This is a genomic window from Hymenobacter sp. (assembly GCF_031398885.1).
Lineage (GTDB): Bacteria > Bacteroidota > Bacteroidia > Cytophagales > Hymenobacteraceae > Hymenobacter.
The window spans coordinates 64,022-88,905 of record NZ_JANNOD010000051.1 but is presented as its reverse complement, the minus strand read 5'-3'; the positions used below and the strand labels follow the sequence as shown (position 1 = coordinate 88,905).

The window sequence follows — 24,884 nt, the reverse complement described above, 5'->3', positions numbered from 1 at the left end:
GTTTTTTTACGGGGTAAGGAGTGGGAGCCGGGCGTCGAGCTCGGCGGCCAGCACGGCGAGCAGCTGCTCGTCGAGGTAGCGGTCGAGCAGGTCCTGGCCGAGGGCGAAGGCGGGCAGCAGCACGGGCCGGGCCCGGATGCCGCGGCGGTAAATGGCGTTTTGAATCAGGAAGGCCAGCTTGTTCACCGACTGGGCCGGGGTGCCCTCCCCAATCGGCGAACGATTAACGGCCCGGAGCCGCACCCGCGCGCGGGCGAAGCGGCCGGTGGTGGGCGCGCGGTAGCGCAGGTTGCGGTCCTGGATGAAGCGCAGGATGGCGGCCAGGGGCACCTTGCGGGCGAAGGGCCGGCGGCCCGCGTCGACGCTTGGCAGGTAGTCGGGGGCGAAGAGCTGCAGGCCCAGGTTGCCCCCCGGGCCGGCCACGACCCGCACCGCGTCGGGGGCGAGCAGCGCGCGCTTCAGGGCCGAGTTGGGGCGCAGGGGGGTGCGGCCGGTGGCGTCGAGCCGGCGCAGCAGGTCGCCGGCCACGGCCCGCCCGATGGCCTGCAAAGCGTCGCGCAGAGGAGTGGGAGCGGCCATTTTTTTACTTGGTAATTATTGAGAGCGGCGGTGCTTGCGGGCCACGGCCCCCAGGCACCCGAGCAGCCCGGCCGCGAAGACTAGCACCACCCAAAACGGCAGGACGAGGACCATGCGAGCGCGGGCCTAGAAGAGGTTTTCGACCGTGGCCCCCGGCGCGCAGGCCGCCAGCAGGTGCTCGGCCACCAGGCGGTAGCAAATCAGGACGGCCGGCTCGCTCTGGCTGGCCAAAATTTCCATGGGCCGCAAAATGGGCACGATTTCGGGCAAGCCGCTGCCCGTCAGCTGCGGGCCCGAGGGCATGTTGTTGTCGGTGATGGCGTAGTAGCGCACGGGCAGCGAACCCGTGTTTTCGTCCTTTATGTAATGAATCCCGGCGAGGTGCACGTAGTAGCGCGTGGCCTGGATTGGGGTGTTGCGCAGCAGTGGGTCGGAGGATAGAATGGTGATTTTGAGGGCCATGACTTACGTGAGGTTGGAGTGCCAGTAATCGCGGGTGGCCGCGGCCACCACCGTGTTGTAGACCACCAGCTCGCCCAGCAGGGCCTGGGGGCAGCCAAAAAAGCCGCTGAGGAAATCGCCGAGCACCAGCGTGCCGGCAGTGTTGGCGCTGCCCCCGCCCTGGGTGGCGCCCAAGACGTTGTTGATGTAGGTGCGGGCCGTGCCGGTGGCGTTGTCGTAGGTCACAAACAGGGTGTAGAACCCGCCGGCCGGCGGGTTCGATGGAGCTTCGGCCAGGTAGCCCGTGTTGCCCCAGAGCGCCGGCGAATTGCCGGCCGCGCGCATCGCCACGGCGTGCTGCCCGGCGGCCGAGACCGGCGACTGCTTGTCGATTTTCACCAGTTGCTGCCAGCGAAACAGGAGGCTGTAGTCCGAGGAGACCGGGAAGGCGTCCGGGGCCTGCAGCACGTCGAAGCCCGAGTCGTTGAATCGGTGGTAGGGGCGGTTGTCGACCACGATTTTCTTCTGGGTGCCGCTGCGCGGGGGGGTCAGGTGCTTGCTCCGGCCGCTGCTGTCGAGCCAGGTGGTGATGTTGCCGCTGCCGTCGGCCAACAAGTTGGCGTCGTTGTTTTGGTAACGCGCGTAGAGCGCGCCCATTTCGGGTACTTGGGCGGCCACCACGGCGGCGGGAAAGTCGGCGCGGCTGGCGGTGAGGAATTGAACGTTCACGTTAGAGGCGGATGAGGAGGGTGGACGCGTCGGAGGGCACCACGGGCACGGTTTTCACGTAGAGGCGCACCCCGGCCGCGCGCTCGGCCGGGGTCAGGGCCTGCAGGGCGGTCAGGATTTGGGTCCGACTTTGGTCGGGCGGGCCGAAGATGCGCGTGCCGGACAGGGTGTTTTTGTCGAGCTGGTAGCGCCCCGCGCTGGCGTTGGTCTCGTAGACTTCTTCCAGGCCGGCGACGGCTTCGTACACCGGGATGCCGCGCGAAACGCGCAGGGCGGCCGTGCTGTCGATGACCAGCGTGGAGACGCCGCCGCCGCCCGCCACGGGCTGGCCGTTGACCAAGAGCTCGTTGCCGGCCGAGGCGCCGAGCGTCACCACGCCGCCGCCCCCGCGGGAGAGTTGCAGAAACTGGTCGTTGAACAAGGCCACTTTTTGGCCGTTGCGCAACAATTCCAGGTTGCCGGCCTGGTTTTCGAAGGCGTACCCCACCGCCGGGCCGGCCAGGCGGAGCTGGTGGCCGGCCTTTAATTCGAGCGGACCGCTCAGGCCGTTGCCCGGGGTGGTACCGGTCAGCGGCACGAAGGTGCCGGCCGCGCTGCCGCGCTGGTCCACGACGTTGACGTTGGCCAGGACGGCGGCGTCGACCCGGGTGCTGCCGCGCAAGTACACGAACCCGGCCGTGCTTCCGCCCTGGGCCACTTGCCCGCGCAGGTTCACGCCCGTGGCCCGCACGTCCGTCAGGACGAGGTCCACGCCAATCGCCGTGTAGCCCCCGCCGGCCGGGGTTTTGAGGCGGCCGCCGAACAACTCCACCCGGGCGTGGCCAACCTGGCAGAAAAAAGACGACTGCGGCAGGCTGCTTTCAAACAGCACGTCGTAAAAGCGGTTGGTCGTATTGTCGCCTACGGACAACCCAACGCCGTTGTCGAGCAGCTGCGTCCCGAATCCGAACACCGTGTTGTCGTTGCCCAGTACGTTCACGCGGCCCAGGTCCCCGCCCTTGCGGGTGAAGGCCACCAGCACGTCCCCCGGGCCGCCGCTTTGTCCCGACTGGTTCAGGGCGTCGACCAGCTCGTTGCCCGGCACGGCGGACGGCGGAATGGCCGTTACCGTGCCGTCGGGGCGGCGGACTTCCACGGCCGGCCGCACGTAGCCGGCCGGCAGCTTGGCGTACGCCGTGCCCGACCACCGGTACAGGCCGTTGGCCGTGGGGGTCGGGTCGTCGGTGACGTGATACAGCTTGCCGGCTTCCCCCGGGGCCGGCAGGGCGGCGAAGGTTAGCAATTCGAGCACGTCGTCCACGTAGGACGGCAGTTGGCCGGCCGGCACTTTGCCGTTGACCAAATCCGCCTTGTTCAGCGATAATTCGTCGACGGTTTCCTGCAGGACGTTGTAGAGGTTGTCTATTTCGTCGGAAAAAGATTTATTGGTGGGGGCGCCGTCCGTTTCCTGGCCCAGTGCGTCGTAGAGGATGCCCCCTTGGGGCGCCCGCCGCAGCAGCACGTGCACGGGGCGGGCGGGGTCCGCGGGGGTCACGGTAAAAGCGTAGAGCCCGCCAAATAAGGTGTAGGATTGCGTGTCGCCGGCCGTCCACAGCGTGCTGTCCCCGCTCAGGTCCCGAATCTCGTCCAGGGCCCCGTTCAGGACGTGGATTTCGTCCCCGGCGTAATTGCCGAAGGCGTAGGTCAAAAACGTGGTTTCCAGGCTGGTTTGCCCGGCCGGCACGGTGAGCAGCTGCGCCGCGCCCAGGGCCAGCAGGGCCCGCACTTCGGGCGCGAGGAAGGGCAGGGCCACCGAGTCGGGCGCTACCGGGCCGGGGACGAAGGCGCCGGGGACGAGTTCGTAGGTGCCCGGTTCGTAGGTTTCCTGGCTGCTGGGCGTGGCCGGCGTGACCCGGAAGGCGCGCGGGTCGAAGGCCGTCGGGCTCAGCGCGTAGGCGATGACGTCCCGGCCGCTGGCGGCCGCGTCGCCGCCCAGGATGCGGTACTGGCGGTGGGCCCGCAATTGCTCGTCGGCGGCCGCGCTTTGCGCGGCGGCCAGCGGCACGAACAAGGTAAACGGGGTCGGGTCCGGCACCTGCTCGTCCCCCACCCGGCGCCAGTTGGCGTCGCCCTCCGGGTCGGTGGGGCGGGGCAGCGGGCCATCGAGCAAGGCCGCGAAAAACTTTTCCACCGGCCCGCCGGCGTAGTCGCGCATCAGGTCGCGTTCCGCAAACACGTAGCCCCCGGCCGGGGCCCGGAGCTGCAGCTCGTCGTAGGAAGGCACGCCGCTGCGCTTGTCGGTGACCCGCTCCCAGCGCACGGGCAGGGCCTCGCCGCCGTAGTCGAGCAGCGCCTGGCGGGGGCCCAGGGCGTCGTAGATGAGTTGCCAGCGCTCGATGTACTCCCCGTTGGGTCCAAACTCGACCACGATTTGCGTGTGGAGCGGATAGCCGGTGGTGTCCAGGCCCAGCAGGGTGGTACGCCCCGGGGCGTAGCCCGGGCTGGTGGGGCTGTAGAAGCTCACCGCGACCGGGGGCAGGCTGTTGAGGTGGCGCGAAATCTGCTGCAGCTGGAAGCTGTCCGCGTTCACGTCCGCCGTCAGACCGAGGTCGTTGATGGCGCGGTTGCGGGCGGTGAAGTCGGGAACCCTCATGGTGTGTTAAGTAGGTAGAAGCTGGAAGTCAGAAGCTGGAAGCTGGAAGCTGGGAGATTGGGGACAAGCAGGCTAGCTTCCAGCTCCTAGCTTCTGGCTTCAAATAAGGAAGCGTTGGCCTGGCGGTTGAGGTCCTGGCGGGCCTGCAGGCGCAGCTCGACGCGCCAGCCGGTGGCCAGGTCGGCGCCAAAATCGGTGAGGGCCGCCCGGGAGACGCTGCCCAGCACCACGTCGCCGGGGTGCTCGGCGCGGAGCTGTTCCACCAGCTCGTCGGCCCACTGGCCGGTGGCGGCGAGCAAAGCGGGCACCTGGTCGGGGTCGGGGCGGTAGGCGCCGGCCGGGTCGCGCGCGCGGTCGAGCACGAGCAGGGCCAGCTCGTAGACCAGCTGGCCGCGGCTGGTCTCGCTCACCAGCGGGTCGGGCTCGACCACCAGGACCGGGTACTCGCCGGCGCCCTCGAAGCCGAGGCGGGCGCGGCCGATGGCGAGCCGGCGGGTGCCCAGGGCCTGGAGGGTGGTGAGCAGCTGCGCGAAGGAGAGGGGCATGGTGCCAGGAAGCGGGCGGCGGGGAAAATTGCAGGCGGCGGGCCAAAAACCTGCCCTCGGTACCACCGAGGGCAGGTCGGCTAGCGGGGCGGGCGGCGGGCGGCCATGGCCCGGTGGTACTCGACGGTTTCTAGGACGGAGTAAGCATTTTCCTGGCGGACCGTATCCACTGCCGTGTGAGCCAGCGCCGCATACTCGAAGAGGAGATGCGCCAACCCCCACCCGTCGTCGGCCGGCTCACCGCCGTCTCCAAGGCGCCGAGCAGGGCCAGGGCTTCTTTTTCGAGTGCCAAAGCAGTGCGGATGCTCAGCGCGGCACCCGCCGAGCTCCGTAAAAAAGCCGCCAGAGCGGGCCAGGCCACGGCCATGGGCAGGGCGGCGAAGGCCCGGGCGGTGGCCGCCACCACGTCGGCCGTCTGCGCCCGGCCCACCGGGCAGTAGAGCACGGCCAGCAGGGCGGGGGCGGCGGCCAGGGGCTGCTCGGCGTGCGTCTGGAGCAGGCCGAGCAGAGCTTCCATCTGCCCCGCGCTGATTTTATCCAGGTGCCCGACGTGCCCGTAGAGGTGCCCCTCGTGCGAGAACTGCCCCACCGGCTCGGTGGCCTCGGGCAGGGAGCCGTCGAAGAGGAAGGGGGCGGCCCGGCGCACCGGGGCCAGCAGCGAGACGTCGGCCAGGAAAGGCTCGGCGGGCAGGCCGAGCAGCTGGGCCACGGCCTGGCAGGTTTCGGCCACGGTTTGGGCCGCAGCCAGGGCGGCGTAGGCGGCCAGCGGGGTGTCGTGCCAGCCGCTGGGCAGCGTGCCGGTGAGCACGGCGCCGTCGGAGTCGGTGAGGGTAAGGCGGGGCATCTTTTTTAAGTAGTTAAGTAGGAATTAAGAATCAGGCCCAGGCGAAGGCGCCGGTGGGTTTCTGCGCGCGGGCAATGGCCTGGGTCAGGCAGTCGAGCATGTCGTCGTGGGCGGCCGTGGGGAAGCCCGCGCACTGGGTCACGAAGGCCTCGTTCCAGGCGCCGTCGAGGAGCACCACCCGGCCGGCTTCGATGAAAGGCGAGACGGCGTTGACGCGCGTCAGCTTGTCGGCTTCGGGCGCGGGGGCCTCCACCACGTTGAGCTGCGAGAGGCTGCGCAGTTCCTGCACCACCGACTTGCCCGAGGCTTTGGGCTCGACGTGCAGCTTGGAGAGGGGCCCGTAGCCGTGGGCCTTGACCAGCTCCAGGAGCTTGGCCTTGAGGGCGGGCAGCTCCAGCCAGTGCTCCGAGGCGTGGCCCACGTAGAGCGTCTGGCCCAGGTAGGTCGAGGCCAGTAGGGCCGAGGGGTCGTTGGCCGTGTTGGCCGTGTAGGCGGTGTCGGCGTCGAACTGCCAGGTGGCCGCGCGGGCGCCGGGCAGCTGCAGGAAGGCTTCCCAGGTCAGCGTCCGGAACCAGGCCTTCTTCAAAATGCCGCCCGAGGCCGGGGCCGGCAGCTGCTGCACCTGGCCCGCGTAGCCGTAGGCCCCCAGCGCGGTGGCCAGGGTCTGGAGCACCGGCCGGCCGAGCCGCTGAGGGTCGAGCAGGCCGTCGACGTAGCGGTCCCGGAGCGCGGGCGGGCGCACTTGTTTGCCCGCTTCGCCGGTGGCGGCGTCCACCGTCAGCTCGCCGGGCAGGCAGATGTGGCGCAAGGGGCGCCCGCTGGCCAACCAGATGCCGGCGGGGTCTTTCTCGTGCAGGCGCTGCATGACCAGCAGGGTCACCGAGCGGGCCTTGTCGGTTTTGCGGGTGGCCAGCGTCTGCAGGTGCTTGCGGGCCGCGGCCAGCCCCGCCTCGCTGCTCGCGGCATCGGGCTTGAGCGGGTCGTCGAGCAGGATAAAGTCGGCGTGCACGCCGGTCACGGCGCCCCCGGTCGAGGTGGTGTAGCGCTGCCCGCCACGGGTGTTGCGGTAGGCCGTCTTGCCGTCCTCGTCATCCTTGGCCTCAATCAGGCCCGGGAACAGCCGCTGGAACTTGTCCGAGCGCAGGCAGTCCCGGGTTTTGATGCCGTGGCCCACCGAGAGGGAGGCGGCGTAAGACGAGCTAATCACGCGCAAGCTGGGCCGCTTGAGCCAGAGCCAGGCGGGAAACAGCTGGGTCACCGTGGTGCTCTTGCTCGTGCCCGGCGGGATGTTGATGAGCACGTCGGGCTGGGCCTCGCCCCGCTCCCAGCGCGCGTACACGTCCTGGAGCTCGTCGCAGAGGTACTCGATGTGCCAGTTGGCCTGCAGCTCGACGGCCTCGATGGTCGGCCAGAACTCGACGAAGAAGCGGTAGAAGCGGTTGCGGCAGGCCTGCGCCACAATCTCGTCCAGCGGTACCGGGGCCCCGGGCAGGGAAGCGGCGGGCAGGGAAGCGGCGTTCGGGGCAAGCACGGCGTCAGGGGGTTGGGGCGGAATCGGGGCCGGCGGCCCGGCGGGTCAGCGCTTCGAGCTGTTCGAGCTCGGCCGGGCTGAGCCGGGACAAATCGTAGGGCGGGGCCGGGGCGGGGCCGGTTTCGACCGCCGAGCGGTCCTTGAAGCGCTCGGGGCGGTGGGCCTTGAGCAGCAGCGTGAGCAGGCCGTCGCTCTTGGCCAGCTCGTAGTAGGCCGCGCCCGTTTCGGGGTGGCGCAGCGGCTGGCCCGCGCGGTCGAACTGGTAGCGCCGCTCGCCCTCCACCGCCCGGCGCCAGGCCTCGGCTTCGAGCGCGTCGGCGGCCTGGGCCAGGGCCTCCTCCCAGGCCGCGGCGAAGGCGGGCTGTTCAGTCCGGGCCTCGTAGGCCCGCGAGCGGCTCACCTGGGCCCCGGCGCAGGCCTCGCGCACGTTGCCCGTGGCCGCCAGCCCCTTCAAAAAGGCCGCCCGCCAGACCGGCAGCGGCGAGCCCTCGTGCGCGGGCGCGCGGAGCCCGTCCGGGAGTGTCCGGCGCCGGGAGGGCCGCGGGGGCTTCACCGGCGTGGCGGTTGAGGTCCTGGCGGGCGTGGGCTTCACCGGCGTGGACTTTTTGACGGGCATGGCTAGTCGGCGAAGTCGAAGGGGTCGGCCCCGGCGGCGTAGTCGGCGGCAAAGGCCTCGCGCAGGGTTTTTTTCATTTTCTGCAGCCGCCGCCACAGCGCGTGCGGGTCGCCCACGCCGAGGTCGGCGGCAATGGCCTGGCAGGTGTCGCCGGCCAGGTGGCGGGCCCAGGCGGCCTGCTCGAAGGGCGAGAAGCGTTCGGCCAGGGCCTGCCGGATGAGGCCCGGCAGCGGGTCCTCCCCGCGGGGTTCGGGCGGCGGTGCCGGCAGCGCGAAGGCCGGGGCCCCCTCGCGGGCCGGGGCGTCGAGCGAGCGGTGCGTGCGGGCCGTGGCCCGGGCCTGCTCCTGGTAGCGGGCCAGGTTGCGCTCGCAGGCGCGGTCGAAGTAGGCTTCGGCCCAGCGGCCGCTGGCGTCCGCCAACCCCTCCCGGCCGATTTTTTCGTGACACTTGAGCAGGGTGTCGGCGAAGACGTCCTCCGCGCCGGCGTCGGCCCCGGCCCGGTGCCGGCGCAGCTGGTAGGCGAAGCGCTGCCACCGGCGCGCGTGGGTGCGGCCAATGGTGAGCAGAAAGGCGGCGGCGAGCTCGGCGGGGGGGAGAACGGCAGGCCGCGGGGCGGGGGCAGAAAGGGGGGGGAGGGGCACGGGGAGGGGTGTGCGCCTAACTAGCCCGTGGAGCCCGCGACCGGGCAGATTTTGGGGGCTTTCCGCGAAGTTTATTTTGCGGCCACGCGACCGGGGGAGGAGCAGCAGGGTCTCGGGCACGGGCTAGCGGCGCCGGGCTTCGCGCAGGGGCGAGCCAAACCGAATCCAGTTATAGAGACCCGTGCCGGCGGCCAGGGCGGCGAAGAAGCAACAAGCCGGGGCGGCGCCCGAGCCGGGCGCGTCGAAGAGCCAGTAGGCGCCGGTGAGCAGGGTCAGGACGGCAAAGGCGAGGAAGAAGAAACGCATGCGGGTGGTGAGGTGGGTACACCCGGGAATACGAAGCCCGCAAGGTGCCTTTTGAACCGGAGCAGCGGGACTGAACCGGCTCGTTTCCCCGTTGCGGAACACCACGTTTCGCCTATCTTCGAGGCCGCGATTTTTCCCGACAAGCGCTGCTCAACCACCACCAACCCCTCGGTTCCATGCCCTCAAAAAAAGGTACACTGCTGGAGGTCCAACGGCACTACCAGGCGCTGGACGAGGCGCAGGGGTTACCCGCCGGCTCATCCCTGCGCGCAATGGTGCAAGAGTTGAGCGGCGGCAGCGACGAGCCAGGCCCCGACGCGGACGGTGCTAGCGACCCAGCCGGCGGCGCAGAAAGTCCAGGCCACGCATCGTGACCATCACCTGCGCCGTGGCGTGGGTCCGGCCGCCCGCGTCGGTGTGGGTCTTGTGCCTTACCTGGAAGTAGCCTTGGTTAACGAGCGGCTGATAAGGCAGCTTGCTGTCCTTCGTTAAGACCTTCTCGTCGACGAGTCGCTTCACCAGGTTGGTGCGCCCCAGACCGGGCAGGGCCAACGTTTTGGCCACGGTTTCCAAATCGAGCAGGTCCCCGGCCGCGAACACGGCCGCCACGAGCTCGACGGCCGGCTGCTGAGCCTCCACCACCTGCTGCACCGTCTGGAGCTCGTGGCGGGCCTGGGTAGTGGCCTGGACCTGGAGCTGAAGGGCTTGCTCGCTCCGCTGACGGGCTTCGACCGAGTCGGCCAGCTGGCGCAGGGCGTCGGCGTAGGTGGACGGCAGGGCCGGGCTAGCCAGGGCCGAGCGCAACTGCTTTTCGCAGGCGATGAAGTAGTGCCGGGCCCGCTGGCCTTGCTCGTTGCGCTCGACCATGGCCAGCTCCTTGGCCATGTCCAGGGTGATGACAACTTCCTGATTGTCAGTACTCAACTTTGAGTAGTCGCGGTTTTCGACGAACCGGTACTCTTCGACGCGGCGGCGGAACCAGTCGTTGTAGCGCGTGGCCACCTCCAGGAACTGGTGCAGCGCCCGGGCGGAGACGATGTCGCGGCCGCCGGCGCTTTTGCGGGGGGCGATGAGGGTCAGGTTTTCGGGGCTCAGGGGCGTGGTCATGCCCTAACTAGGCCTCGGGGTGGCTCGCCGGGCGGGTTCCGGCTTGGTTATCCCAAATTTTTTTCGGGGCGAGCGGCACCGGCCCTACGCCAATGCGCAGATTACCCAAATCCTGGGCCTGTGCGACCCGCAGTTGGCCCTCTACCTCCACTTCTTTTACTCGACAACGAGACGGCCCTGGCCGAATTTCCGGTGATGTGCGTTGGGTTAGGTGGCCCGATAGACGGTTAGAATGGTGAAGGTGCCCCGGCTCACCAGTATATTTTCTGCCCAAACCAGGGCTTCCTGGTGGCTGTTGAACTCCAGAGCGACGTCAACAGGTACTAGGTGCGGCTTGTGTGCGCCGCCTTGTTCGGCGGCACTATCCGAGAGGAAGTAGATGCGGTACTTGGTGACCAGGGCTGGCATATAAACAGACGGTTGGGGTTCGGGGATGGAAAGTGAGCACCAAGCTACGGAGCAACCAGAAGCTACGAAGCAACCAGCGAGTGGGTGACTCCCCGATGCTCACCTTGAAAAAAGCATTGGCCAAACGAACGCATCGAGATTTTCTGCCAACTGTACCCGAGTAAAGGGGACTTGGTGGTGGAGCCTGATGGGGTTGCCTGGTGGGGTTGTCTGGTGGTGGGCCCGGGTGGTGGTGGCCCTCCAGGTGGGCCTGTTGGAGCCCCCTTTGCCTTTCTCAATCTTGCTTCCGGAACTCCCGCGCGCGCGCCCGCCCGCGAGGCAAAATTTTCCACGTTTTTGCGCCGCGGGTAACGGGCGAATTCGACTTGGCGTAGACCGGGGGCGGCTCCTTTTTCCGTTTCCTTGCCCCGCGCAGAGGTGCTTCGCGTTGCTGACCGACCGCATTGAAATATTTTCTGCGCAAAACGGAAAACGAGGCGTCGGTCCGCGTATTTACCCCCGAAGGCCCGCTGGGTCTTCCGAGAAGCCAGGACTCGCTAAATCTGGCCGGGCCCCGGGTAGGAGTTGGTTTTAGGGCCTACCCGGGGGTATCAACCCGCTATCCTAGCCCCTGGCCTTGATACGCCGGAGACCCCCGACTCCCCCTAAAACCCCCGCCCCCGTGGCCGTTTTCTACGACACCGACCGCCCCCTTTTCGTGCCCGGCCCGCTGGCTGACATTTGCGGCATGCTGCGCACCTGGGACTTCGACGAGCGGGCGGTGATGGACCACCACGACAAGTACGCCGCTCTCTTCGACCGCCTGGCCACGGCGCCGGTCTACAACCCAAAGCTCGACGCCGACGACTTCATTCCGGTCAACCAAGCCGTTTTGAAGGACCTGGTCGGCTCCCGCTACGCCAAGGCCGTGCTCCACAACTGCCAAATCCACGGCCTCATCGAGTGCGATAACCGCTTCGACCACCGCACCGGCAAGAGTTTGGGCTACCGCTTCGCCCCGGCCTTCCGCGGCAAGCTCCTGCGCCTCAACTTCCTCAAGCCCGAATCGCTCGGCCGCAAGCTCGACCGGCGCACCGCCGCCGCCTGGGCCACGGGGGAGGCCACGGGCGACCGGCTCCTCGCCCGCATCGGCCGCGACGTGCACCAGCTGCGCATCCACCGCGCGGCGGCCCTGGCCGCCAACGAGCAAGTCTACGCGTGCACCCTCGGCTTCCTGGCCGGGCACAAGACCTTGCTCTCGTCCGCCAAGTGCCCCAAAAAGCGCTACGGCTACCTGCTGGACCTGGCCAAGGCGACCGACGAGGCCATCGCCCTGCCGGCCCACGCCGAGGTCGCTTCGCGCCTGAAAACTGCCCGCAAGAAGGCCCTGGCCGCGGGCCAGCCGCTCGCCCTGACCTGGTACGGGGCGTTGCTGGAGAACGTGTACGCCTCGCACGCCCGCAACCTGGTCACGGTCGAGCGGCTGGCCAGCGGCCACTTCCAGGACGTGACCCGGCCCGACCCGCGCTCGCGGGTGTTCACCACGCTCACCAGCCTAGCCACCCCCTCGCGCGCCTTCCTCTACCACGCCCAGTACCCCGGCGAGAAGCTCTTCAACCTCGACATCCGCAACTCCCAGCCTTTTTTGCTCAACGTGCTGCTCCAGCGCCGCTACCAGGACCAGGCGCTACCCGCCGACGCGGCCTGCTACCGCCGGGAAACCGCCGCCGGCGCCTTTTACAACCTGGCCGCGGACGCCCACGGCCTGCAGGCGGAAGAATACCGCGCCCGCAAGGAATTCAAGGGCAAAATGTTCGGGTCGGTCTTCTTCTGCAAAACCAAGCACACGGAAGGCAGCCGGCTCGGCCAGTGGTTCATGGCCAACTACCCGAGCGTCTACGCCCTGGTGCGCGCTGGCAAGGCGGAAAGCTACAAGCACCTGGCAGTCGAGCTCCAGCGCATCGAAGCCGGGCTGGTGGTGGACACCGTGCTGCCGGCCCTGCACCAGCGCGGCATCTGGGCGGCGTCCATCCACGACAGCGTCGTGGTCCGGGAGCGCGACGTGCCCGTGGCCGAGGCCCTGCTGCGCGCCGCCTTCGCTGAAGCGGCCGGCCTTGCGCCGACTGTCGAGCCCGAGTGGCTGGCCAAAAACCTGGCCCGAACCAGCGCGGCCGCCCGCCCCGCAGGCCCCGAAAAAGCAACCCCACCCCCGTCACCAATCCCCCCTCAAGCAGATGAAATTCATCCAACGCGCCGACGGCCTCTACGTCAGCTTCAAACACCTGCGCAAGGAATTTGGCCTGAGCAAAGCCCGGTGCCGGGAAGTGCTCGAAGCGGCAGCGGGCCACATCCGCAGCAACCAATGCCCCGACGACCCGATGTATTGCTGGGAGGACTGCCTGGCCTTCTTCGCCGACGTGGAGCCGGACCGACCCCTGCGCGCCTAGCCAACCCCCACGACCTGACGCAATGAGCTCCACCGACTACCCCCCCATCATCGAGCGCCCGCAACGCATGAAGCCCTGGCCGGCCTGGCTCTGCCGGGCCCCCGCCGCGGCCCACCCGGCGGCCCCGGACCCGGGCGCTACCCTGCTCGGCTTCGGCAAGCACCGCGGCCAGACCCTGGGCCAGGTCCAGGCCGCCGCGCCAACCTACCTGGACTGGCTCCTGGCCCAGGACTTCACCCAGGCGAGCCTCAAAAAAGCCATCCGGGCCCTGCGCGCGTAGCCAATTGCACGATTCGGGCCCGAGGTGCAAATCCGGTACCCCGAAAAATAAAAAGACGGAATGCCCCGCAAAAACGGTCCGGTTGCGAGGGCAGTGGGCTACTTAGGGGCACACCTTCCCCCGCAACCGTGACCCACCCCCAGTCTCCTGCCCCCCTGCCCGCCCTGAGCGGCCCTGCCCGCGCCCACCTGCTGTGCCACGTGCGCGCCGCCCGCCGCCTGCTGGGCGAGGTCCGCGCCTGCTGCCGGGCGCTGGTCGAGGTCGCCCCCTGCCCGCCGCGTTACTCGCCGCTAGAAGCTAATTCTCCGGGCCGGATTGACCCGGCCTAGAACGATTCGAAGGTGAGGGTTTCCTTGGTCGAGATGCCGCCGATGACGCCGGGAGCCGTTTCGAAGTCGTTGTAGACCACCACCAGGCGCTGGTTGCTGAGCTCGACCAGGTCGAGGGGGGTTGGGGAGGTTAGGGGGCGCTGGTTGGCGTTGAAGACAAACCGCATTCCGCTCAGTCTGAGCGCTTGGTTGGGCAAATCGAAGGACCAGGTCCCTTGAAAGCGAATTTGGGGGAAGCTGTTTGCGCGGGTGGCGCCTTCGTCCTGCACCCAGGTGCCGTCGGTGCTGAAGCGAACGAAGTCGTCGCCGCGGGTGGATTCAAACAACGTGTTATTCGTGAGGCTGCGCTTGGCGATGTAGTCGAACGGGGCGGCGTTGGCCTGGCCGCCGCTGATGGTGTAGGCCGTCAGCCTCCAGCGGCCGGCGGTGAGCAGGGCCGTTTGGGAGGCCACGGTGGGGGTGTTGTCCGGGGCCGGGTCGGCGCTCTTCTTCGAGCAGCCGGTGGCGAGGCAGAGAAAGGCAAACAGAACAGAGAAGAGGTGTTTCATCAACAGTACGAGCGAACTGCGCGGCCGCCAAGCGAAGGGATTGCCCGTCAAATGTAGCGGCGCCCCCCCTGGGTCGAACGCCCGAAGCCTTACGGGCGAAGCAGGCGGCGGCGGGCGGGCCCAAAAAGCGGGCGAAGCGTCCCGAAAACCCGGCCAACGGAAAGGCCCCAGGCCCGCCTAAAAAAAGCCATCCGCGCCCTGCGGCAGCCCGCAGCAACGTAGCCCAGACCGTGGGCTTGTACCCGATGCTGTACCCCAGAAAAGCAAAAACCGCCCCTACGTGCTGTAGAGGCGGTTTCCAGTGGTCGTGTAAGGAGTCGAACCTTAAACCTTCTGATTCGTAGTCAGATGCTCTATCCAATTGAGCTACACAACCAGTTCCCGCGTTGGGAGCGCAAAGGTAAGCGGAAAAAACGCGGCAGTGCAAGCCGGGGGCCCTTTTTTCGCGAAGAAAAGTTTGGTGCTGCGGGCAACTGATTCACAATCAGCCGCCCGTTTCGGGGCTGTCGGCGGTGCTGCGGCGCAGGGCTTTTTGCAAAGCGCGGTTGAAGATGATGAACAGGCCGAACAGGGACGTCACCACCAAGCCAATCAGCAACAGCTTGCTCAGCGTGCCCTGGTCGGGGTTGCGCAGCAGCGCCAGCACGTCGGAGGCCTGGGTGCCCAGCCAGTAGAAAAACAGGCTGCGCGGCAGCATGCCCACCACCGAGGCCAACAAAAACCGCTGGCGCGGCACTCCCACGATGGCCAGCACGAAGGTCATGAGCGCAAACGGCAGCACGGGGGAGAGGCGCGTGAGCAGGATGAGTTGCCAGCTCTGGTGCCGCAGCTCGCCCAGCACGGCGTCCGCCTTCGGGAACAGGCGCAGGAACTGGCGCAGCTTGCCGTGGTCGAGGCGCTGGGCCAGCTCGTAGCCGATGGTGGCGGCCAGGGCGTAGGCCAACACCATGCCCGGCAGCGCCGCCCAGCCGAAGTAGTAGCCCGTCACGATGGCCACGAACGTGGTGGGTGTGAAGGCAAACGCCATGGTGAAGGCAATGGCCACGAAATACAGCAGCATTTGCCCCGCGCTCAGGTGCCGCAGCAGCTCCTGCTGCCGGTAGAGCAGCCCCAGCAGCGAGGCCGAGCCCAGCAGCGGCACGGCCACCAGCAGAAACATGGTGAGCAGGGTGGAGAAGTTTCTCTGAAAAAGCTCGCGCAAAAATCTCATGGGCAGCGAAGGTAGGGCGGCACCGGGGGGGGCCACCGGCCGAGTGAGATGCCCGAAAGGCGTAAGCCGGCCCCCCACGGGGCTGCTTACGCCTTTTGGGAGCGTGCCGGCCCAGCCGACCCAGAAAATGTTGGCTAAGCTTCCTTCGAGCCCATGCCCAAAAACTTTTTGATGCCGGCCCAGGCCCCGACCAACGCCAGCAAGCCCAGCTTCCAGAACTTGAGGATGACGGCGAACAGCCCCACCTTGGCCAGCACCTTGCCGGCCACCAGCCCGCCGATGCCGTAGGCGGCCACCTCGTCGAGGCCGGCGTCGAAGTCGGCGTACTGCTGGCCTTTGGTGAAAGCTACGTTGCGGAGCAGGCTGGGAATGCTGGCTTTGATTTGGCCGAGTTGGGCGGGCTCGCCCACGGCGTTGAGCACCAGCACGCCTTTGCGGCCCAGCAGGCGCACGTTGTAGTTGAGGGTGGCCGTGGCGCTGTCGCTGCCGAAGCGCAGGGTTTTGGCCCAGTGCAGGGCGTGCTTGTCCTGGTCGTAGTAGGGCGCGGCGGCCCAGCCCAGCAGGCGCACGGGCTCGTAGCCGGCGGCCGTGCGCCCGGCGTTGGCCTCTTCGGTGTCCTTCTGCATTTCTTCCAGCAGGTCGGCGTAGTCGATGTCGTCGGCGTCGTCGTCCTTCACGTGGCCCATGGGGTCGTATTGGATGACGTAGGCCCAGCTGTCGTCGCTGAGCGGGCCGCGGTCGGCCGGAAACAGCATGCCCAGGCTTTCGCCGTTGGGGTTGTTCCACACGCGTTGCAGCACGCGGCGGCTCTGGGCCGAGTCGAGGTAGCGAAAGCCGCCCGGCACCGTGAGCTCGCCCACGCCGCCGGGCAGCACCACGTGGCCCTGCTGGTAGCTGAGCGTGGCGTGCACCGAGTCGACGTAGGCCGCGTAGGCCCGCTTCAGCGAGAGCGTATCGGTCACGACCAGGGCTTTGGGGGTGGGCCCGGGGCCCGCCACGGCCGCGCCGGGAAGCAGGGCCGCGGCCAGCAACAGTAGAAGGTGTTTCATCGAAAAAAGCAGAAATAACCACCGGCCAACACGGTCGGCGAGGCGAAGGTAGGGCCCCAAATGACTGATTTCCAAAAGATTTCCGGGGCCACTCAGAACCTGTTTTTCGTCCGCATCCGGCTTGCTGCCAGGGGGCTGGCCGTCGGGGCCGGGCCGGGGCCGCGAAGCCGGTGCCAACGCCGGCGCAACAGGCCGCGGAAACTACCTTTGCCCCATGAAATTCGCCACCAAAGCCATCCACGCCGGCGTGCACCCGGACCCCGCCACCGGGGCCATCATGACGCCCATTTACCAGACCTCTACCTACGTGCAGTCCTCGCCCGGCAAGCACCAGGGCTACGAGTACTCGCGCACCCACAACCCCACCCGGACCCAGCTCCAAAACGCCGTGGCCGCCCTCGACAACGGCCGGCACGGCCTGGCCTTCGCCACCGGCATGGCCGCCATCGACTGCGTGGCCAAGCTGCTGCAGCCCGGCGACGAGGTCATTTCGACCAACGATCTCTACGGCGGCTCCTACCGCCTCTTCACCAAAGTGTACGAGCCGCTGGGCATCAAATTTCACTTCGTGCCCATGCACGACATGGCCGCCGTGCGCGCCGTGGCCGGCCCCAACACCAAGCTGATTTGGGTGGAAACCCCCACCAACCCGCTGCTCAACGTCATCGACATTGCGGCCGCCGCCGCCGTGGCCAAGGAGTGCGGCGCCCTGCTGGCAGTGGACAACACCTTCAGCACGCCCTACCTGCAAACGCCCATGGACCTGGGGGCCGACATCGTGATGTACTCGCTCACCAAGTACATGGCCGGCCACTCCGACACCGTGATGGGCGCCCTGGTGGTGAACGACGACCTGCTGCACGAGCGGCTGAGCTTCTACCAGAACGCCTGCGGCGGCACGCCCGGCCCCCAGGACTGCTTCCTGGTGCTGCGTGGCCTCAAAACCCTGCACCTGCGGATGCAGCGGCACTGCGAAAACGGCCGCGCCGTGGCCGAGTACCTGCGCCAGCACCCCAAAGTGGAGCGGGTGTACTGGCCCGGCTTCGAGAACCACCCCAACCACGCCGTGGCCGCCCGGCAGATGCGCGACTTTGGCGGCATGATTTCCTTCGTGCTCAAGGGTGACCGGCAGGCGGACGCCGTGGCCGTGCTCGAAAAATTTCAGCTCTTCACCCTGGCCGAAAGCCTGGGCGGCGTGGAAAGCCTCAGCGGCCACCCCGCCAGCATGACCCACGCCAGTATCCCGGCCGAGCAGCGCCGCAAATCGGGCCTGAGCGACTCGCTCATCCGCCTGAGCGTGGGCATCGAGGACGCCGAGGACTTGATTGAGGACCTGGCCCAGGCCATTGGGTAATGCGCGGCCTTCGGATGACCGCAGCTGTGGGCGGATTGGTGGTTTTGTCGTTTTCGGCAGCGGCCCAACAGCAGCTCCAGGGGACCACTGAGCCAACCGGCCGGGCCAACCTGATACTGGTAGAAACCGCAGCCCGGCCGGATTCGGTACTTGCCGGGCTGCGCTCTTATTTGATTAGCAACGGCTTTGCACCGGATACGCTGGACCCCGCCCGGGGCCTGCCTGCTCACGACCCGGGTGCAGGAATCGGCGGAGACGCTGCCGGAACAAATGAAAATCCGGGCGGTGCGCGTGGCTGATGGCTGGAAGCTGACAGGCCTCTACCTCATCGGCGGGCCGCTGAACAGTAGCTACACCGCATTTCCAGCCACGTTTCTGGGGCTCGATGGGGCACCGGCGAAAATTGCTTTCCGGCAGGTGGAAGCCGCCGCCCGGGCCATTCCCGGCGGTACCTTGCGCTACGGCCGGGCAAAAGTCCGGTTCGGAGCGTTTACTAAGTGGGAAGACGCGCTGAAGATGCCCTGGTAATTCGGTGCAGTAGTGCCGTCCGGTTTTCAGCCTTCACGCTGCGCTTGGGATTACCAGCGACAAACAATCAAAAAGGTAACTGACCAGTCTCGCCAGAAGAAAGACGTATGCAGAAACCGCCCATTGTCGTGCTGCCGCTCTTCTCGGTGCTGGACCAGAAGCTGCTGGCGCTGCTGCGCTCCCTGACGCCGGCGGACTGGCAGCGGCCCACCCTGGCCCGGCAATGGACGGTGAAAGACGTGGCCGCGCACCTGCTCGACGGCAACCTGCGCACGCTCTCGATGCTGCGCGACGGCCACTTCGGCGAGGCACCCGACGACCCGAGCTACGCGGGCGTCGTGGCCTTCCTCAACCGCCTGAACGCCGACTGGGTGCGGGCCGTGCGCCGCTTGAGCCCGGCAGTGCTCATTGAACTGCTGGCCCAATCGGGGGCCGAGTACGCGGCTTTTCTCGCTACGCTCGACCCGTGGGCGCCGGCGGGTTTTTCAGTGGCCTGGGCCGGCGAAAGCACCTCGCTGAACTGGTTTCACGTGGCCCGCGACTACACCGAGAAGTGGCACCACCAGCAGCAAATCCGCGAAGCCGTGGGCGCACCTGCCGACCTGATGACGCCGGAACTGTTCCGGCCATTTGTTGAAACCCTGATGCGCGGCCTGCCGCACGCCTTGCGGGCCGTGCCGGCGGCGCCCGGGGCGGTGCTGCAAGTGCGGGTGACCTCGGCGAGCGGGGGCACCTGGCAGGCGGAGAAAGTGCCAGCCGGCTGGCAACTGCGCCCGAGCTCGCCCGCCGCCGCGCTAAGTGCCGAAGTGCAACTGGCCCCCGAGGTGGCCTGGCGGCTCTTCACCAAAGGTCTCAGTCCGGCCGAGGCCCGGGCCTCCGTGCAGCTGAGCGGCGACGAAGCATTGGGAAGCGCCGTGCTCGGTCTCGTTGCGGTAATGGCGTAAATCACAGAAGCGTAATTAACGGCTCGTTCGTCGCAGGCGGTAGCCTACTGGCCGCCTAGGGGGATAAAAGGCGCTGATTGCAGAAAGCGCGTCACTTGCTGCCCCCGGAATAAAATGCGGTTTTTAAGGAACTTCACTGCCTCGGCCGGTGGAAATTCCGGTGGGCTGTTGTAAGTTCAGGCAACCAGTGTTCTCTCCCGTGCGCCTGCTTGTAGCCCGCCCCTTGTGCTGTTGCCGTCAAAAAAACGGTCCCTGCTGCTGCTGTTGACTTCGGCGGTGGCCCGCGCGGGGCATTTTCTCGTGTTTTTCTGGAATTTAAATTGAGTCGGTCCCGCGTCGGAGCGCCGGACTTGCCCGATGCCTTGCCCGGTCGGCGGTGGGTTGCAACTGCTTCTTATCGTTTCGTTTCGTTGCTCCTAAACTTTTTCACCCATTTTCTTCCTTATGAAAAACGTTCTACTCTTACTGCTCCTGCTGGTCGGCCTCACGGCCCGGGCCCAGAAGATAACCGTGACCGGCCGGGTGCTGGGCGCGGCCGGTGAGGCCCTGCCCGGCTCCACGGTGCTGGAGCGCGGCACCAGCAATGGCACCAGCACCGGCGGCAACGGCGAATTTTCCCTCTCCGTGGCACCCGACGCCACGCTCACCATCCAGGCCATTGGCTTCGCGGCTCAGCAGATTGCGGTCGGCGGCCGCACCAGCGTGGACGTGCGCCTGGTGGCCGCCGCCACCGACCTGAACGAGGTGGTCGTGACCGGCTCCCGCGCCACCGAGGGCCGCTCCAACATCCTCACGACGGCCCCGGTGGACGTGATTTCGGCCCGCGAAATCAAGGCCTTCGCCCAGACCGACGTGGCCCAGATTCTGTCCTACGTGGCCCCATCGTTCCAGTCCTCGCGCCAAACCATCTCCGACGGCACCGACCACATCGACCCCGCCAGCCTGCGCGGCCTCGGCCCCGACCAGGTGCTGGTGCTCGTGAACGGCAAGCGCCGCCACAACTCGGCGCTGGTGAATATCAACGGCACCATCGGCCGCGGCTCGGTGGGCACCGACCTCAACGTGGTGCCCACGGCCAGCATCAAGCGCATCGAGGTGCTGCGCGACGGCGCGGCCGCCCTCTACGGCTCCGACGCCATCGCGGGCGTAATTAACATTCAGCTCAAGGACGACTCCACGGGCGTGACGGCCAGCAGCACGGTGGGCCAGACCACGGAAAACGACGGCGCGGTGCTTCAGGCCGACATCAACGTGGGCATCGGGCTCAACCAGCGCGGCTACCTTGATTTGAGCGGCCAGTACCAGTACCACGACTACTTCAACCGCGGCCTGCCCGACACGGCCCCGCTCATCTACCTGGGCGGCAACGCCGGCCAGTACCCCGGCGGCGCGGCCGCCGACACCGAGCAGGAGCGCCGCGACCTGAAAGCCGCGGACGACGACCTGGTGGCCCAGCGCGGCTACGACCGCAACAACCTGCGCATCGGCAGCGCCGCCACCCGCAACTTCGGCGGCTTCCTGAACGGGGCCTACCGGCTGGGCGCGGGGTTTGAGGTATACGTGGCGGGCGGCGCCACCTACCGCACCGGCAAGTCGGCCGGCTTCAACCGCGCCCCCAACCAGCCCACCCAGAGCGACCTGACCCTTTTCCCCGACGGTTTCCTGCCGTTCATCAACACCACCATCTACGACCAGTCGGCCATCGTGGGCCTGCGCCGGGGCCTCGGCGGCTTTGCCGTGGATTTGAGCAACACCTTCGGGCGCAACGAGCTGCGCTACGACATCAGCAACACCGTGAACGCCTCGCTGCCCCAGGGCGCCGGCATTCGCAACCCCACCGATTTTTACGCCGGCCGCTTGGCTTTCCAGCAAAACACCACCAACCTGGGCGTGTCGCGCAAGTTCACGGACCTGGGCTTTCTGCCCACGGTGAACGTGGCCTTTGGCGGCGAGTTTCGCTACGATAATTTCCAGATTGGCAAGGGCGAGTACGCGTCTTATATCAACGGGGGCCGCCTGATTGGGACCACGCCCACGGCTTCGGGCTCGCAGGTGTTTCCCGGCTACCAGCCGCAGGACGAGGTGAAGAAGGGCCGCAGCAACGTGGCTGGCTACCTGGATTTGGAGAGCGACGTCACCGAAAAACTGCTGGTGCACCTGGCCGGCCGGGCCGAAAACTACTCCGACTTCGGCAGCCGTGCGAGCGGGCAGGCCGCGGCGCGGTTCAGCATCCTCGACGGCCTGGCCCTGCGCGGCTCCATCGGCAACGGCTTCCGGGCGCCCTCGCTCCAGCAGCGCTACTTCACCAACACCAGCACCCAGTTTGTGAACGGCATGCCCAACCAGGTGCTCACCGTGAACAACGACAACCCCATTGTGCGCAACGACTTCGCCAACCCCAGCCAGCGAGGCTTTGGCGTGGCCCCGCTCAAGCAGGAAAACTCCACCAACTACAGCGCCGGCCTCACCGCCCGCGTGGCCCGCACCATCACCCTGACCGTGGATGCCTACCTGATTGACATCGAAAACCGCATCGTACTGTCGTCGCAGTTTGCCAAAACGCCCCCGCCCGCGGCTGGCCAGCCCACTCCCCCCCCTACCCTCGTGGACCAGATTCTGGCCAGCCGTGCCGACATCAGCCGGGTGCAGTTTTTCGCCAACGCCGTGAACACCCGCACCCGCGGCATCGACATCGTGGCCAACGAGCGCCTGGTGCTGGGCGCCAAAAGCCGCCTGGGCCTGACCGCCGCCGCCAACTTCAACGAAACGGTGGTGCGCAGCTTCAACAGCACGTCCACCACCATCAACAACGACCAGACCGACGGCACCGGCAACCTGCAAAACGTGCTGTTCGACCGCCAGCAGCGCGCGCGCCTCGAAGCGGGCAACCCGCGCAGCAAAATCAACCTCTCGGCCAACTACGGCTACGGCATCTTCGGCATCGAGGCCCGCACCGTGCGCTTCGGCGAGGTGCAGTTCAAGGATGCCAACCCCGCCCGCTCGTTCCTCGACCAAACCTTCGCCGCCCAGTGGATAACGGACCTCACCCTGAGTGCCCAAGTCATCAAGCAGATAGGCGTGATTGTGGGCGTCAACAACCTGTTCGACGTGTACCCCGACAAGTTCATTCAAAACCCGCGCAACAACGCGCAAAACTCCTCCGCCGACCCCAACCTCAGCTATAACTCAACCCTGGACAACACCAACCGCGGCCGCTTCGTGTACAACGCCAACCAGTTCGGCTTCCAGGGCGCCTTCTACTTCGCCCGCGTCAACGTGACGCTGTTGTGAGCCTCGCCGCTGACCCGAAAAAGAGGGGCCACCGGGAGTCAGGTAAAAGTTAAAAGCGAAGAGTTAAAAGGTAAAACTGACCGTCTGCTTTTTAACTTTTAACTGAGCCGGACCAGTGCCTCGTCTCCGCGGGCTTCGCGCTTGTAGCAAACCGGAAGTCAGGGGGTGAGGTCATCTTACCGCTGAGCTGCTGTCCAGAATCTGAAACAGCTCGTCTAATTTCGGCGTGAGGATGATTTCCGTGCGCCGGTTCAGGGCCTTGTTGGCGGGCGTGTCGTTGGCGGCCACGGGCACGTACTGGCCGCGGCCCGAGGCCGTGACCCGCGCCGGCGGCACCCCGCTCACGGTGAGCAGGCGGGCAATCTCGGTGGCGCGCAGCGCGCTCAGGTCCCAGTTGTCGGTGAGGCCGGCCGTGCCCGTGCGGATGGGCACGGTGTCGGTGTGGCCTTCCACCACCACGTTCACGTCCTTTTGCTCCTGCAGCACGGTAGCCAGTTTTTTCAGGGCTTCCTGCCCCTTGGGGTCCACCTTGGTCGAGCCGGACTTGAACAGCAGCTGCTCCGAGAGCGACACGTACACCTTGCCGTCTTTTAGCTTCACCTGCAGGTCGGTAGAGTTGAAGCTGAGCAGGGCCTTGCTCACGCGGGCTTTCAGGTCGGCCACGGCGCGGTCCTTGTCGGCCAGGGCCTTTGTGAGCTCGGTCAGGCGGGCTTCGCGGGTGCGCAGGTCGGCGGCCAGGCGGTCGTTTTCGGCCTTGCTTTTCTGCAGGCTCACGTCGAGGGCGCCGAGCTCGGCTTCGCGGCGGGCCAGGTCCTGGGCTACTTTGTTGTAGTCCGACGACTTATTGGCCAACTCCCGGTCGCTGTTCTTGAGCAGCTTGTCGTAGCTGTTGTTGAGTTCGTTGTAGAGGCTACGGGTTTTGCGGTAGGCGTTGCCGGTTTCGGCCGAGTCGGTCACCAGGCGCTTCTGGGTGAGGCGGAGCTGCGTCAGCTCGTCGGTGGCTTTTTGCAGCTCGGCGGTGCTGCTGCGGAGCTGGCGCTCGGCGGCGGCTTTGCCGTCGGCATCCGCTTTTTGGCGGGCGCTCAGGTCGTCGTAGCGCTTGGCCGTCACGCAGCCGTGGAGCAGGGGCGTGGCCAGCAGGGTCAGGACCAGGAGGGCGGGAGGTAAGGTTTTCACGGAAAGAGGCGGGGCGAAGTACCGGGCCATCGGCGCACCGGACTGCCCGGGCGCGTTGGTGCGGCAAGGTAGCGCTTGGCGCGCGGCTGGCCCCGCCAAAACCCGATTTGTCCCGCGTTTTTCGGCCTATCTTTGCCGCCCTTCCCGGCGAATATCCGTTGGCCGAAACCCACCGCTCCCTCGTCCCACATGGCCTCCTCCCTGACCCTGAGCCCCGAAAACGAAGCTTTGCTCGCCCACGAGGGCCTCGTGCACAAAGACCTGTTGCACGCGCCGGGCCCCGATTTTCTGGACCGTTGCTTCGGGCCCGGCAGCCGCTCGCCGCAGGTGCTGCGCAGCCTCGGGGCGCTCTACAACCACGGCCGGCTGGCTGGCACCGGCTACCTGAGCATCCTGCCCGTCGACCAGGGCATCGAGCACACCGCCGGCTCCGCTTTTGGGCCCAACCCGATGTATTTCGACCCGGAAAACATCCTCAAGTTGGCCGTCGAAGGCGGCTGCAACGCCGTGGCCACCACCTTTGGCTCCTTTGGTACGGTGGCCCGCCGGTACGCCCACAAAATCCCGTTCCTGGTCAAAATCAACCATAACGAGCTGCTGACTTACCCGAATAAGTTCGACCAAATCCTGTTCGGCTCGGTGCGGCAGGCCTGGGACATGGGCGCGACCGCCATCGGCGCCACCGTGTACTTCGGCTCGGAGGAAAGCAACCGCCAGATTGGGGAAATAACTGCGGCGTTCGAGCACGCTCACCAGCTGGGCCTGGCCACCGTGCTGTGGTGTTACACCCGCAACAACGCCTTTAAAACGACCATTACTGACTACCACGTGGCGGCCGACCTCACCGGCCAGGCCAACCACCTGGGCGTGACCATGGGCGCCGACATTATCAAGCAGAAGCTGCCCGAGAACAACGGCGGCTTCACGGCCCTCAAGTTTGGCAAGACTTTCCCGGCCATGTACGATAAGCTCAGCACCGACCATCCCATCGACCTGACTCGTTATCAGGTGCTGAACTGCTACGCCGGCCGCATCGGCCTCATCAATTCGGGCGGCGAGAGCAAGGGCGCCACCGACCGCGAAGACGCCGTGCGCACGGCCATCATCAATAAGCGCGCGGGCGGTCAGGGCCTCATCTCGGGCCGCAAAGCTTTCCAGCGCCCCTTCGCCGACGGCGTGGACCTACTCCACGCCATCCAGGACGTGTACTTGGACGAGCGGATTACGCTGGCGTAGGGATGAATTAAAAATTATGAATTAAAAATTAAAAAAGATTGGCTAACGCTCCTCTCTCGTTTCATTGGGAAGGCACGGCCTGCTGAGCTTTTAATTTTCTTTCTCATAATTTTTAATTTTTAATTCATAATTTT

The 24,884-nt window shown here is 66.9% G+C and carries 24 protein-coding genes and 1 tRNA gene; 8 read left to right on the top strand and 17 right to left on the bottom strand.

The window, feature by feature from the left end:
• Positions 1-6: 6 nt before the first annotated feature.
• The 12 genes from RMO51_RS09535 to RMO51_RS09480 form a co-directional block, all read right to left on the bottom strand.
• Positions 7-579 (bottom strand): hypothetical protein, encoded by a 573-nt coding sequence (locus RMO51_RS09535; RefSeq protein ID WP_310394141.1) that lies wholly within the window; start codon positions 577-579, stop codon positions 7-9.
• Between the two features lie 126 nt (positions 580-705).
• A complete protein-coding gene (locus RMO51_RS09530; RefSeq protein WP_310394139.1) occupies positions 706-1,041 on the bottom strand; it encodes a hypothetical protein in 336 nt (111 codons plus the stop codon).
• A gap of 3 nt (positions 1,042-1,044) precedes the next feature.
• Complete coding sequence (locus RMO51_RS09525) at positions 1,045-1,749, bottom strand: hypothetical protein (protein ID WP_310394137.1); 705 nt, start codon at positions 1,747-1,749, stop codon at positions 1,045-1,047.
• 1 nt (position 1,750) lies between these two features.
• Complete coding sequence (locus tag RMO51_RS09520) at positions 1,751-4,381, bottom strand: hypothetical protein (RefSeq protein ID WP_310394136.1); 2,631 nt, start codon at positions 4,379-4,381, stop codon at positions 1,751-1,753.
• An 86-nt stretch (positions 4,382-4,467) separates the two neighbouring features.
• Complete coding sequence (locus RMO51_RS09515) at positions 4,468-4,926, bottom strand: hypothetical protein (protein ID WP_310394134.1); 459 nt, start codon at positions 4,924-4,926, stop codon at positions 4,468-4,470.
• A gap of 130 nt (positions 4,927-5,056) precedes the next feature.
• Complete coding sequence (locus RMO51_RS09510; RefSeq protein WP_310394133.1) at positions 5,057-5,770, bottom strand: hypothetical protein; 714 nt, start codon at positions 5,768-5,770, stop codon at positions 5,057-5,059.
• A 31-nt stretch (positions 5,771-5,801) separates the two neighbouring features.
• On the bottom strand, positions 5,802-7,301 hold the full coding sequence (terL, locus tag RMO51_RS09505) for a phage terminase large subunit (protein ID WP_310394131.1): 1,500 nt from the start codon (positions 7,299-7,301) through the stop codon (positions 5,802-5,804).
• 4 nt (positions 7,302-7,305) lie between these two features.
• Positions 7,306-7,917, bottom strand: a complete 612-nt coding sequence (locus RMO51_RS09500; protein ID WP_310394126.1) for a hypothetical protein — start codon at positions 7,915-7,917, stop codon at positions 7,306-7,308.
• 2 nt (positions 7,918-7,919) lie between these two features.
• The gene (locus RMO51_RS09495) at positions 7,920-8,558 is read right to left on the bottom strand and encodes a hypothetical protein (RefSeq protein WP_310394124.1); all 639 of its coding nucleotides are present in this window, start codon (positions 8,556-8,558) and stop codon (positions 7,920-7,922) included.
• 123 nt (positions 8,559-8,681) lie between these two features.
• Positions 8,682-8,864: a hypothetical protein gene (locus tag RMO51_RS09490; RefSeq protein WP_310394123.1), complete on the bottom strand. Its 183-nt coding sequence runs from the start codon at positions 8,862-8,864 to the stop codon at positions 8,682-8,684.
• A 327-nt stretch (positions 8,865-9,191) separates the two neighbouring features.
• On the bottom strand, positions 9,192-9,971 hold the full coding sequence (locus RMO51_RS09485; RefSeq protein WP_310394121.1) for an antA/AntB antirepressor family protein: 780 nt from the start codon (positions 9,969-9,971) through the stop codon (positions 9,192-9,194).
• A 207-nt stretch (positions 9,972-10,178) separates the two neighbouring features.
• The gene (locus tag RMO51_RS09480) at positions 10,179-10,379 is read right to left on the bottom strand and encodes a hypothetical protein (RefSeq protein WP_310394120.1); all 201 of its coding nucleotides are present in this window, start codon (positions 10,377-10,379) and stop codon (positions 10,179-10,181) included.
• A gap of 661 nt (positions 10,380-11,040) precedes the next feature.
• Between RMO51_RS09480 and RMO51_RS09475 the strand changes: the two genes are divergently transcribed.
• From RMO51_RS09475 to RMO51_RS09465, 3 genes are all read left to right on the top strand, one after another.
• A complete protein-coding gene (locus RMO51_RS09475) occupies positions 11,041-12,831 on the top strand; it encodes a hypothetical protein (protein WP_310394118.1) in 1,791 nt (596 codons plus the stop codon).
• The gene (locus RMO51_RS09470) at positions 12,828-13,085 is read left to right on the top strand and encodes a hypothetical protein (RefSeq protein WP_310394116.1); all 258 of its coding nucleotides are present in this window, start codon (positions 12,828-12,830) and stop codon (positions 13,083-13,085) included. Before RMO51_RS09475 ends, RMO51_RS09470 begins: the two co-directional genes overlap by 4 nt.
• Before the next feature lie 128 nt (positions 13,086-13,213).
• Complete coding sequence (locus tag RMO51_RS09465; RefSeq protein ID WP_310394115.1) at positions 13,214-13,414, top strand: hypothetical protein; 201 nt, start codon at positions 13,214-13,216, stop codon at positions 13,412-13,414.
• On the opposite strand, the gene RMO51_RS09460 is transcribed toward RMO51_RS09465, so the two are convergent.
• From RMO51_RS09460 to RMO51_RS09445, 4 genes are all read right to left on the bottom strand, one after another.
• The gene (locus RMO51_RS09460; protein ID WP_310394113.1) at positions 13,411-13,962 is read right to left on the bottom strand and encodes a hypothetical protein; all 552 of its coding nucleotides are present in this window, start codon (positions 13,960-13,962) and stop codon (positions 13,411-13,413) included. The genes RMO51_RS09465 and RMO51_RS09460 overlap by 4 nt on opposite strands.
• Positions 13,963-14,264: 302 nt before the next feature.
• Positions 14,265-14,338: transfer RNA gene (locus RMO51_RS09455), tRNA-Arg, on the bottom strand.
• A 108-nt stretch (positions 14,339-14,446) separates the two neighbouring features.
• Complete coding sequence (locus RMO51_RS09450; protein WP_310394112.1) at positions 14,447-15,172, bottom strand: VTT domain-containing protein; 726 nt, start codon at positions 15,170-15,172, stop codon at positions 14,447-14,449.
• A 134-nt stretch (positions 15,173-15,306) separates the two neighbouring features.
• Entirely contained in the window at positions 15,307-16,221 is a 915-nt protein-coding gene (locus RMO51_RS09445) for a DUF2167 domain-containing protein (protein WP_310394111.1), read from the bottom strand.
• Positions 16,222-16,435: 214 nt separating this feature from the next.
• Between RMO51_RS09445 and RMO51_RS09440 the strand changes: the two genes are divergently transcribed.
• The 4 genes from RMO51_RS09440 to RMO51_RS09425 all read left to right on the top strand — a co-directional run bounded on the left by RMO51_RS09440 (position 16,436) and on the right by RMO51_RS09425 (position 22,338).
• The gene (locus tag RMO51_RS09440) at positions 16,436-17,575 is read left to right on the top strand and encodes a cystathionine gamma-synthase (protein WP_310394110.1); all 1,140 of its coding nucleotides are present in this window, start codon (positions 16,436-16,438) and stop codon (positions 17,573-17,575) included.
• A gap of 186 nt (positions 17,576-17,761) precedes the next feature.
• Complete coding sequence (locus tag RMO51_RS09435) at positions 17,762-18,103, top strand: hypothetical protein (protein ID WP_310394108.1); 342 nt, start codon at positions 17,762-17,764, stop codon at positions 18,101-18,103.
• Positions 18,104-18,210: 107 nt separating this feature from the next.
• Entirely contained in the window at positions 18,211-19,047 is an 837-nt protein-coding gene (locus tag RMO51_RS09430; RefSeq protein ID WP_310394107.1) for a maleylpyruvate isomerase N-terminal domain-containing protein, read from the top strand.
• A 444-nt stretch (positions 19,048-19,491) separates the two neighbouring features.
• The gene (locus RMO51_RS09425) at positions 19,492-22,338 is read left to right on the top strand and encodes a TonB-dependent receptor (RefSeq protein ID WP_310394105.1); all 2,847 of its coding nucleotides are present in this window, start codon (positions 19,492-19,494) and stop codon (positions 22,336-22,338) included.
• Positions 22,339-22,509: 171 nt separating this feature from the next.
• On the opposite strand, the gene RMO51_RS09420 is transcribed toward RMO51_RS09425, so the two are convergent.
• Positions 22,510-23,514 (bottom strand): OmpA family protein, encoded by a 1,005-nt coding sequence (locus tag RMO51_RS09420; protein ID WP_310394103.1) that lies wholly within the window; start codon positions 23,512-23,514, stop codon positions 22,510-22,512.
• A 189-nt stretch (positions 23,515-23,703) separates the two neighbouring features.
• Here RMO51_RS09420 and RMO51_RS09415 point away from each other — a divergent pair, with 189 nt between their 5' ends.
• Complete coding sequence (locus RMO51_RS09415; protein WP_310394101.1) at positions 23,704-24,750, top strand: class I fructose-bisphosphate aldolase; 1,047 nt, start codon at positions 23,704-23,706, stop codon at positions 24,748-24,750.
• The last annotated feature ends 134 nt before the right edge of the window (positions 24,751-24,884 follow it).